10 protein-coding genes are annotated in these 10,535 nt (G+C 43.7%); 3 read left to right on the forward strand and 7 right to left on the reverse strand.

Annotation, left to right across the window (positions count from 1 at the left end; translation table 11 throughout):
• A partial coding sequence (locus tag A3761_RS17645; RefSeq protein WP_068750606.1) for a methyl-accepting chemotaxis protein occupies positions 1-1,354 on the forward strand: 1,354 nt, incomplete at its 5' end.
• Positions 1,355-1,356: 2 nt separating this feature from the next.
• Here A3761_RS17645 and A3761_RS27860 read toward each other — a convergent pair.
• The 7 genes from A3761_RS27860 to ccoN form a co-directional block, all read right to left on the reverse strand.
• Positions 1,357-1,545, reverse strand: coding sequence for a FixH family protein (locus tag A3761_RS27860; RefSeq protein ID WP_068554747.1), 189 nt, complete (start codon positions 1,543-1,545; stop codon positions 1,357-1,359).
• Between the two features lie 42 nt (positions 1,546-1,587).
• Entirely contained in the window at positions 1,588-3,000 is a 1,413-nt protein-coding gene (ccoG, locus tag A3761_RS17655) for a cytochrome c oxidase accessory protein CcoG (RefSeq protein ID WP_068506518.1), read from the reverse strand.
• A gap of 81 nt (positions 3,001-3,081) precedes the next feature.
• Positions 3,082-3,423: a hypothetical protein gene (locus A3761_RS17660; RefSeq protein WP_156490703.1), complete on the reverse strand. Its 342-nt coding sequence runs from the start codon at positions 3,421-3,423 to the stop codon at positions 3,082-3,084.
• An 82-nt stretch (positions 3,424-3,505) separates the two neighbouring features.
• Complete coding sequence (gene ccoP / locus A3761_RS17665; protein ID WP_068554745.1) at positions 3,506-4,384, reverse strand: cytochrome-c oxidase, cbb3-type subunit III; 879 nt, start codon at positions 4,382-4,384, stop codon at positions 3,506-3,508.
• Between the two features lie 2 nt (positions 4,385-4,386).
• The gene (locus A3761_RS17670; protein ID WP_068506528.1) at positions 4,387-4,569 is read right to left on the reverse strand and encodes a CcoQ/FixQ family Cbb3-type cytochrome c oxidase assembly chaperone; all 183 of its coding nucleotides are present in this window, start codon (positions 4,567-4,569) and stop codon (positions 4,387-4,389) included.
• Between the two features lie 2 nt (positions 4,570-4,571).
• On the reverse strand, positions 4,572-5,177 hold the full coding sequence (gene ccoO, locus A3761_RS17675) for a cytochrome-c oxidase, cbb3-type subunit II (RefSeq protein ID WP_068554743.1): 606 nt from the start codon (positions 5,175-5,177) through the stop codon (positions 4,572-4,574).
• On the reverse strand, positions 5,177-6,607 hold the full coding sequence (gene ccoN / locus A3761_RS17680; RefSeq protein ID WP_068506532.1) for a cytochrome-c oxidase, cbb3-type subunit I: 1,431 nt from the start codon (positions 6,605-6,607) through the stop codon (positions 5,177-5,179). Before ccoN ends, ccoO begins: the two co-directional genes overlap by 1 nt.
• A gap of 348 nt (positions 6,608-6,955) precedes the next feature.
• Here ccoN and A3761_RS17685 point away from each other — a divergent pair, with 348 nt between their 5' ends.
• Together A3761_RS17685 and A3761_RS17690 are read left to right on the forward strand one after the other, a co-directional pair.
• The gene (locus tag A3761_RS17685; RefSeq protein ID WP_156491928.1) at positions 6,956-9,568 is read left to right on the forward strand and encodes an RND family transporter; all 2,613 of its coding nucleotides are present in this window, start codon (positions 6,956-6,958) and stop codon (positions 9,566-9,568) included.
• A complete protein-coding gene (locus tag A3761_RS17690) occupies positions 9,565-10,449 on the forward strand; it encodes an outer membrane lipoprotein-sorting protein (RefSeq protein ID WP_068506535.1) in 885 nt (294 codons plus the stop codon). The genes A3761_RS17685 and A3761_RS17690 overlap by 4 nt, the downstream gene beginning before the upstream one ends.
• Positions 10,450-10,535 lie beyond the last annotated feature (86 nt).

Raw genomic sequence — 10,535 nt, forward strand, 5'->3', positions numbered from 1 at the left:
AAAAGAGTTGGACCCACTAGAGTACCGGGCATTGACAGCAGCTAGTAATAACCTGATTTACCGTGAGTCAGGTCAGCAAGATTATTTTACTGGTAAAAATGTTCACAATTCAATTTCAAGTGAGTCTATCGACAAGGCGCTCGATGCAAAAGAATTGCTTGTTACCTTTGGTGGTGGATGGCTCGATGAGTTCCCTGCCGTGACTCTTACAAAAGCGAGTCTTGACAATGGCGCAATCATTGCGCGTGTAGCCGTTAAACCTTCTTTGATACAAATGTTTAAAGCTCAAGCGCTCAATTTTGCCTCCGTCGTATTTGTCTTGATGTTAGTTCTTTTAGTCTGCTCACAGATTTTGATTACCTTCTTTGAACGTCATATTGATAATCTAAAATCAGTTATGAGACATGTTAGGAAGAATGGTGACTTAACTGCAAGAGTAGAAATAGATTGTCTTGATGAAGTGGGCGACATGGCTGAGGCTTTTAATGCCATGCAAGATAATTATCAAAGTACCGTTAAAGTGCTTATGGATACTGCTGGATCGCTGCATCAATCTGCTGCAAGCCTTCAGGAGAATGCAAATCGAACCGAGCGGGATATGTCTGAGCAACAGCAGGAAACTGCGGCAATTCTAGAGTCAATTGCGCAATTAACAATTGCCGCACAGGAAGTGGCCAGCAGCGCTTCAGAGATGCATGAAGTTAGTTCGTCTGCGGCTGATCTCACTGCTTCGGGCGAGCTAGAAGTCCAACAAGCCAAGGATGTTACACATACGCTAAGTCAGGAGATCGACCAAGTTTCGACTTTGATATCAACCTTGCAAGATGATACGAAGAGAATAGATTCTACAACAAGCGAGATACAGGTAATCTCTGAACAGACTAATCTTTTGGCGCTCAATGCTGCAATTGAAGCTGCAAGAGCAGGAGAGTCTGGTCGTGGCTTTGCGGTGGTTGCAGATGAGGTTCGTTCGCTCGCTCAACATGCACATGAGTCGAGCGAGAAGATACAGCAGCTTGTAAATGCAATTCGAAGTGTAACCAGCGATATTATTCGGGTAATGGATCAAGGTACCTCGACAGCAAACAACAGCGTTGAGAGCTCGGAGCGTACGGTTGCTTTATTCTCTGATATTCGCTCCCTAAGTGATCGTATCAATCGCAGTAATCTTGTCGTGGCGTCTGCCGCTGAAGAGCAGAGCCAAACAAGTCTCGCTGTGAGCAATGGCCTAGAGGAAGTCAAAAAAGGAGCCGACCACGTTCTACTTAATGCAATGAGTGTTAGCGAAGACTCAAAGAGGATAGCTGATCTTGCTAATCAGCTTGAAAGCATCGTCGGAAAACTGCAAGTATAAGCTTAAGGTTCTTTCACTTCTTCACGGGCAAATCGCCCGATCTCACGGTCAGTAATTATTGGCGCGCTATCTATAGCAATCGAGATTGTGAACATGCTCGCGACAACAACTGATGCTGGTAATGCTATTAAAAACCAAGGCCAAAACTGCTTATACCAGGCAGTTTGAGGTTTATTATTTGTATCGTTCATATTGTTATATTCCATCTCTGGGTAGGTATTGTGATTACGGTGCTATCTTGGGCTGAAGAATCGAGAACTTTCTTGAACCTTATATATATCATCCTCAATCTTGGTAGAGATTGTAAACTCAAGAGTTTCAATAGGTTTATCTAAAGACGCTACGGGGCTTGCAACGGTTACGGTAACATTGCCAACTTCGCCTGGTGCTATTTTTTGCACTTCATTGTAAGAAACCTTTGCGCCGTCAATTCCGGACACATCAATTTGATATGTTTGCGCATTCTTACTTTTATTCATCACCTTAAAGTTATAGACGTTTTCAATATTAGACGCGTCGATAACGCGGTATAGTGCACCACGATCTCTGAGTACATCAACTGCTAGCGGTGAACGCATTGCAATGGCAATAACAAAGGCAACAAATAAAGCAACTAACAAAATAGCATAAGCGACAATTCGCGGCCTAAGAATCTTAGTTTTTTCGTGATGTAAGGAATGTTCAGTGGTGTAGCGAATCAAACCTTGAGGTTTCGAGACTTTTTCCATTACCTGGTCACATACATCCACACAAGCTGCGCAGCCAATGCACTCATACTGTAAGCCTTCGCGAATATCGATGCCAGTAGGGCAGACCTGCACACATAAAGAGCAGTCAACACAGTCACCTGCCTGGTCGGCCATTTCCTTTCTTTTTTTACCCTTAACTCTTGGCTCGCCACGGTCATCGTCGTAGGAGACAATCAGAGTGTCCTTATCGAACATGGCGCTTTGGAAGCGTGCATAAGGGCACATATATAAGCATACCTGTTCTCTGAGGTAGCCAGAGTTTCCATAAGTCGCAAAACCATAAAATAGGATCCAGAAAGTTTCCCAGGGCCCAAGAGTGTAGGTGCCAGACAGCGTTGTCCACAAAGACGCTGATAACTCGCGTATAGGTGTAAAATATCCGACCAAGGTAAAACCGGTCCATAATGAGAACAGGAGCCATACAAGCTGCTTGGTCCCCCGTTTGCGAATTTTTTCAGCATTCCAGGGCATCTTTTCCAGCTTAAGCTGTGCGCCTCGGTCACCCTCAATAATGCGTTCCATCCAAACGAAGGCTTCAGTCCAGACGGTCTGGGGGCAGGCATAACCGCACCATAAGCGGCCAGCCAAGGCTGTAAAAAAGAATAGGCTGAGCGCAGCCATGATTAATAGCCAAGCTAGAAAGAAAAAGTCTTGAGGCCAAAACGTTAGCCAAAAAATATGAAACTGGCGCTCCGGTAAATCGAACAAAATTGCTTGATGTCCATCCCATGTAAACCAGGCTGCAAAATAGTAAAGCCCGAGCAGTGTAAACATCATTGCTTTGCGAAGCGATTGGAAAACACCTTTTACTTCACGGGTGTGTACCTTTTCATGACTTGCATACAAGTTGCTGTCGGAAGACTTGAAGCGATGTGCAATTTTGTTTTCAATATCCATTAATTAACACCAATGTAAACAGATAGAACTAGATGCCTGCAGGCCTAGGAGCAGCTGCAAGTTGTTTTTGTCTTGAGCCGACTAGTCAGCTTCCTCATCGTAATGTTCTGACAAGGATTTTTGTCGTTTGGCAAGAGGTAGGGCCAATAAGACACAGCTCAAAGCTGTGCAGCTAAAACCAAACACCCAAAAGAGGAAAAAGCCTAATGTATATAGAGCATTTGGGCTAAACTCTACAGGGAAAGTCGCGATACTTGATAACTCTATCGGATCAAATGCTGCGAAGAAAAGCATTGTTGCCAGTGCTGCGCATAAAAAAGACACCCAAGCCATAACACCAAATGAGCGCCAGAAAACTTTCGACTGTAATTCTTCCTCGGGAACAATCGTGCGTAGTTGCGATATGATAATTCGAATCATCATTGACCTCGGATCATTATAAATATTGGTGTAATTCAGCGCCTATATAAATGATTGGGCGCTGAATTACACCTTGATGACAAAGTTATAGAGACAAAATATAAGCTGATAGAACTTTAGCTTCTTGCTCACTAAACAAATGTCTGTGCGACGGCATGTTGCCGTTACGTCCATTGGCTATCGTGGCGTCAATATCTCTTAACAGTCCGCCATATAACCAAATATTGTCAGTAAGGTTGGGCGCACCAAGCAGCTGGTTGCCTTTACCGTCAATGCCATGGCAAGCAGCGCATTGCATATCAAAGCTTGCCTTGCCTTGTTCTGCTTTGGTCGCGTCAGTGGACTGATTGCTTAAGCTAAGCACGTACTGAGTAAGGTCAGATCTTTGCGTGTCATCTAAAATTGCGCCGAAAGCAGGCATCACGCCTTGACGGCCATTTAGAATTGACTGCGAAATCAAATCTGAACTATTTCCGTATAGCCAGTCATCATCTGCAAGATTCGGAAAGCCTTTTGAGCCTTTAGCATCGGAACCATGGCATTGCGAACAGTTATTGTCAAACAAGCGTGAAGCAGTTTTCATTGCTTCAGTATTTGCTTGAAGTTCTTCAGCTGTTTTGCCCTCAAATTGAGAAAAGAAGGCAGCGCGGTCCGCTCTATTCTTTTCCATTTGGGCGTCTAACTGATTAAGTTGAGTCCAACCTAATGAACCTTCGTTATTACCTAGTGCAGGGTAAAGGTACATGTAAATTGCTGCAAAAATAGTTGTCAGAATAAACATGTTAAACCACCACTTTGGTAGTGGGTGATTCAGTTCGGATATACCGTCCCATTCATGTCCGGTAGACTCGACCTCACCGCTCTCATCCGACTTCTTTGAAGAAGTCGCGAACAGTAGCCACATGACACCAACTAGGTTGCCGATGACCAATACACTGATGAAAATACTCCATCCTGTACTCATAATTAGGCCTCACTTTTTTCTTTGTTATTGCAAGTATTCGTTGCAGTGTTATCCAAGGGAAGATTTGCCATTTCCTCGAACGCTTCTTTACGCTTGCCACTCCAGCTCCAGAAGCAAATTCCGATGAACGTAAGCAAAAGCATGCCGGTCATTAAACCGCTTAGTGTGTGCTGTAATTCGCCCATGCTTATCTCCCGTTGTTTGCAGTGCCAAGCACTTGCAAGTATGCAATCAAAGCATCGATTTCAGTCATATTTGCTAGCTGGGCGGGCCCGTTAGCGATTTCTTCGTCTGAATAGGGATGGCCTAGTAAACGTAAGGCTTCCATTTTGCTTATAATGCTATCAGTTTCTGCTGGTGCCTCGGCTAACCAAGGGAGGCTTGGCATATTTGATTCAGGCACCAAATCACGAGGATTGATTAAATGTATACGATGCCATTCATCAGAGTAACGGCCACCAACGCGTGCCAAATCAGGACCTGTTCGTTTCGAACCCCACTGGAACGGGCGGTCGTAAACTGATTCACCTGCAACTGACGGAGGGCCATATCGCAACACTTCATCAGCGAAAGGTCTAACCATCTGTGAGTGACAGTTGTAACAACCTTCACGAATGTAGATGTCGCGGCCCGCTAGCTGAACCGCTGTGTAAGGTTTAACGCCTGGTGCTGGTTCTGTCGTTTGTGTTTGAAACATCAGCGGAACGATTTCAACCAAACCGGCAACACTAATTACTAGGGCAATTAATACACCAAGTAGTGCGCTGTTCTTTTCAATAGTTTGATGATTCATTATGCTGCCTCCTTGTTGGATGCTTCGTTGTCTAACTCGGAAGAACCGATGGTTTTAATTACGTTATATGCCATCATCAACATACCAACCAAGAACATTAATCCACCAAGTACACGTACGACATAGTAGGGGTAGCTAGCTTTGATACTTTCAATGAAAGTATATGTCAGCGTACCGTCGTCACCCATGTCTCTCCACATTAGGCCTTGCATTACACCAGCGATCCACATTGATGCTATATAAAGTACTACACCAATTGTTGCGATCCAGAAATGACTGTTTATCAGCGATTCGCTATACATGCGCTTTTTGTTAAATAGCTCAGGAACAAGCATGTAAACGGAACCGATAGTAATAAAAGCAACCCAACCAAGCGCACCTGAATGAACGTGCCCAACTGTCCAGTCAGTATAGTGAGATAGTGCGTTGACGGTTTTTATCGACATCATTGGCCCTTCAAAGGTCGACATGCCATAGAACGATAGGGATACAATCAGGAACTTAAGGATCGGGTCAGAGCGTAACTTATCCCATGCGCCAGATAGCGTCATGATACCGTTGATCATACCACCCCATGACGGAGCTAATAGAACCAAGGAGAACACCATACCAAGTGACTGGGCCCAGTCTGGTAGAGCAGTGTATTGCAAATGGTGCGGACCAGCCCACATGTAAATAGAGATCAAAGCCCAGAAGTGTACAACTGATAATCTATAGGAGTATACAGGGCGATTCGCACGCTTTGGAACGAAGTAGTACATCATGCCTAAAAACGCCGCAGTTAGGAAAAAGCCAACAGCATTGTGTCCATACCACCACTGAGTCATTGCATCGGTTGCACCCGAAAAGACAGGGTAGGAATGAGTCAGGCTAGTAGGAATAGATAAGTTGTTAACGATATGAAGTACCGCTACAGCGATAATGAACGCTGCATAGAACCAGTTAGCAACGTAGATATGCGAAACGTTTCGCTTTACCAACGTGCCGAAGAATACAACACCATAGCTAACCCAAACGATTGCAATGAGTAGGTCTATTGGCCAGATTAGCTCTGCATACTCTTTGCCTTGCGTAAAACCAAGAGGCAGAGTGATTGCTGCTAATACAATGATTAACTGCCAACCCCAAAAGGTAAACTTCGCCAGACCAGGCGCGAACAGTGTCGTATGACATGTCCTTTGGACTATGTAATAAGAGGTTGCAAAGAGTGCACAACCACCAAACGCAAAGATTACTGCATTCGTATGTAAAGGCCGCAAGCGGCTAAAAGTTAAATACGGTAAGTCAAAATTTAGTGCGGGCCATGCAAGTTGCGCGGCGATAAGCACGCCGACAAGCATTCCGACAATTCCCCAGACTACCGTCATAATGGTGAATTGCCGAACTACTCCATAATCGTAGTTCTTAGGTTGAATAGGCGTTTGATTCATATGATTCACGTTCCTTATTATTTGCCAAAAGTTGGAAGCAAGCCGATTCTGTAGCGCCTCTACCTACTTTGCCTTGATGTATGTCAAGTGGGGTATATATTTATTCCTTTTATCAAGTGCTTAAGGGGTGGGGTTGATATACATCAAAGTGGGTAGTTTAGATTTTGTACAATTAACTAAAATTGAGAACTGATTGCTATTTTAGTTATGGCCTTTATAGCTTTCTGTAAATGAAATTCGTTATCATTGCTTACGCATTTGAATAACAACAAAACTGCAGCATTCTTCAAATTTGCTATACAAAGTCATCGTCAGCGCCTTGCCCAACTAATTGAATGGATCCTACTTTTGCAAAATTATCTCTCTAGTCTTAATTCCTTTTTCGAGCGAGCTCCGGATTATCTACTTAAGCGCCGTTTGTTTGTCGTCAGCCTCTTCTTTGTTATCTCTGCGGCTTTTATTTACGCAATGGTCACTAAGTTTACGATGGATATGTCCCTCGAAAGCTGGTTCAAAGATGATGATCCAACTAAAGTTTCTTTAGATAAATATCGACAGCAGTTTGGCAGTGATGACGGCATCTATATTGTTTACGAAGCTCAGGATGGAAATGTTTTCTCATCAAAATCTGTAGCCACTATTAGGGCCTTTCACCAGCAGCTCGATGACCACCGGCTTGGACTAAGCAGCGAAGATGTTTCTCCAGAATTTGATCGTGGAATACTTCAGCGAATTGATCAAATTGACAGTTTGTACAATGCGCGGTATCAGGTAGCAGATAAAGACACGCTTATCTCTAAGAAATTGTACGCTCAGGATTATCCAACTAGCGATCTCGAGCTAGAGCAACGAAAATCTATTGCGCTAGGGCAGGACGCTTTTAAGTTAGCGTACTTTTCGCCAGATCATAGATTCGGCGGTATTCGTATAAAAACCGATTTTGGCGTTATCTCTTCCTCAGAACCCCAGGTTGACGAAGGTGTTGATTTACTCCAAGGCGATGAATTTGAGTTTGATGACGCAGCAGTTGAGATAGTGTCAACGGAGCTCAGTGATGAGCCTATTGATTTTGAAGAAATGAGTATGGATGAGTACTTAGTTTTTATGACGTCTCTGCGTACCGTTGCTGCAAAGCCTGAATTCGCTCATTTCAGTTTCCACTTTACAGGCAACGCCGCCATGATGGAGTTTGCCATGAACAATATGGCTCAAGCGTCGATGTTAATGGGCTTAATGCTATTGGCCGTTGTTACCTTGCTGTGGATACTGTTTCGCTCTTTTTCAGCTGTCGTTTGGCCGGTCGTTGTGATTTCGTTTTCGGCCTTCTGGTCTATAGGTTTTCTGAGCGCAATTGGCGTTACTTTGTCGACAATGGTGAGTCTGTCATTCATGTTGATACTGGCCGTTGGAACTGCTGACTGTGTACATGTGCTGAGCGCATATATGCTATACAGACAAGAAGGTGAGGAGCATCGCCCTGCGATGCGAATGGCCTATCGCAAAACCGGCATCCCTATATTTTTAACAACCATCACGACCATGGCGGGTATGATGGCCCTGATGATTAGCGATCTACCTCAAATAGCCATCTTTGGTTTAAATTCTGCCCTAGGTGTCGGTGTAGCTTTCATTTTTACATTATTTCTTTTACCTGTACTACTAGATCTCTGGCATCCGTATCATCTGAAAGCGTCCAAGAAAGCCGAGGCAAAGAAGAGCAAGTATGCGTCGGGTGGAGGTGCAGGAAGAGCAAGTTCGCTTCAACACTTCCTTGATAAAATACCCGCGTACATTAAAAGAAAGAGTAAAGTTGTCACGCTTTGTTATATCGCGCTTTTCGGCTTGTTTGTAATTGGTACGCTTCAAGTAAAAATTGACTCAAATTTAGTCGAATTGGCAAAAGAAGATGCACCGATTCGGGTTACTTACGATTTGGTCGACAAGGAGATGATGGGGGCACAGAATCTCGAGTTTATTGTTGACATGAAATCGTCTGATGCGCTTAAAGAACCGGCAGTACTTAAGGTGATTGATGCCTTCCAGGCTCACTTGGTCGAAACCTACCCTGACAGCGTTGTTAAAACCTTTTCTTTGGCTGATTTCGTAAAAGATACAAATAAGGTAATGCATGAAGGGGACCCCACTTATGATCGCGTGCCGGAAGACCCAGTTCTAGCGGCGCAGCTTCTTTACCTCTTTGATAATGCCAACAGCCGAGACCGAAGAAATGTTGTAAGCGATGACTACTCCAAGACTCATATTTCAGCTCAATTGCGGAACAAGGGCTCGTTCGAATACACCCATTTCTTTGAGCAGGTTCAACTTGACCTAGATCGTTATTTTGAACCTTTAAAGGCTCAGTATCCAGATCTTGAAGTAAGTGTTACAGGTCAGTTAGCCTTAATGATGGAGTTAATCGATCACATCAGCTGGGCACAAATCAAGAGTTTCGCTTTTGCACTGGTTATTATCACGATCTTGTTAATATTCTCTTTAGGTTCTGTGCAAGCAGGGTTGATTTCAATGATTCCTAATCTCCTGCCAGCATTCTTTACCTTCGGTCTGATGGGCTTGCTAGATATACCTTTAGATACGGACACGTTGATTATTGCTCCCTTAATTATTGGTATTGCCGTGGATGACACTATTCACTTTGTTGCACATTATCGAGATGCGTGGTTTGAACTTGGTGATGTTGACGCGGCTCTTAAAAGCACCATCTCAGAAGTTGGCCAGGCGGTAACATTTACTACCCTAGTCTTAGGGATTGGCTTTTCAATGCTTGCCTTCTCAGACTATATGGGACTGGCAAAAACCGGTATTTTTGGTTCATTATCAATCGTAGTTGCTTTGTCTTCAGACTTACTATTACTGCCTGCCTTGATAAGCTGGCTAAAACCAGATTTAGGGCGGAAAAAACATATGGCAGCGCTTGTTCGTCAAGAGGAGGTCGGCGCATGAAAACGATAAGCTTTAAGGTCTCGGCCTTGGTGATGCTAATTGCATTTAGCACACTGTCTCAAGCTGCTAATGATGCGAAAAGTATTATGGAAAAAGTGGATGTAGTTCAGCGAGAAACGGCTGATATGAACTTAAGTCTATCGACACTTTCTTCTTGTCCTTTTCAAATCAAGAGCAAGAAAGTGTCGTGCACCGAGTCAAAACGAATCAAACGATTTGAATCCTACAGCATTCAGGCTGGCGTTAATAAAAAAGACAGCAAAGCTATCTCTATCATTCTAGAACCCGCCCGCGAAAAAGGTGTGGGCATGCTGACATATAGCTACGAAGATGATTCAAGAGATACCGAGTCTTGGTTATACCTGTCTGCCTTGGGGAAGGTGAAACGAATGGTGAGTGGCTCATCTGATGATCAAGAACCAGTCGCTTTCTTTGGTTCTGAGTTTACAACAGAAGATATGGAAAGTGGCAAAACTGATGAATATGACTACAAGATTTTGCAAGAAGGAAAGTACGGTCAAACTCAAGTTTGGGTTATAGAAGCGAAACCAAAGCCTGTGCGTCTAAGAAAGACTAACTATAGCAAGCTACTTCTATGGATTGATAAAGAAAAATTTGTAGCGCTTAAAGTGCAAGGTTACGACAAGCATGGCAAGCTTTACAAACGCACTCTGATGAAAAAATACGAGAAGCTGTCCGGGAAGTGGCTAGCGCGTGAAATTACGGTCTTTAATCTGCAATCTAAGCGCTTATCAACCATCGTAAATGAACAAGTTGTTCTTGGCGTTGCGCTAGATGAAGCGTTTTTGACCCAGCGTAGCCTCAACGATTTTGCCTTCCGTGAACAGCATTTGTCGAAACTGAGAAAGCACTTTAAGTGATAGTTACACTAATGCTTAGATTCCTACTAGTCACTTATTTGCTCTCATATTGTGGCCTTGCTATATGTGAAGACTTACTAGAGCAG

It is taken from the genome of Oleiphilus sp. HI0123, from assembly GCF_001635315.1.

Bases quoted from the DNA above. Each gene is read 5' to 3' on its own strand.
- A3761_RS27860 (WP_068554747.1), bottom strand. From the start codon at position 1,545: ATGAACGATACAAATAATAAACCTCAAACTGCCTGGTATAAGCAGTTT.
- ccoG (WP_068506518.1), bottom strand. From the start codon at position 3,000: ATGGATATTGAAAACAAAATTGCACATCGCTTCAAGTCTTCCGACAGC.
- A3761_RS17660 (WP_156490703.1), bottom strand. From the start codon at position 3,423: ATGATGATTCGAATTATCATATCGCAACTACGCACGATTGTTCCCGAG.
- ccoP (WP_068554745.1), bottom strand. From the start codon at position 4,384: ATGAGTACAGGATGGAGTATTTTCATCAGTGTATTGGTCATCGGCAAC.
- A3761_RS17670 (WP_068506528.1), bottom strand. From the start codon at position 4,569: ATGGGCGAATTACAGCACACACTAAGCGGTTTAATGACCGGCATGCTT.
- ccoO (WP_068554743.1), bottom strand. From the start codon at position 5,177: ATGAATCATCAAACTATTGAAAAGAACAGCGCACTACTTGGTGTATTA.
- ccoN (WP_068506532.1), bottom strand. From the start codon at position 6,607: ATGAATCAAACGCCTATTCAACCTAAGAACTACGATTATGGAGTAGTT.
- A3761_RS17690 (WP_068506535.1), top strand. From the start codon at position 9,565: ATGAAAACGATAAGCTTTAAGGTCTCGGCCTTGGTGATGCTAATTGCA.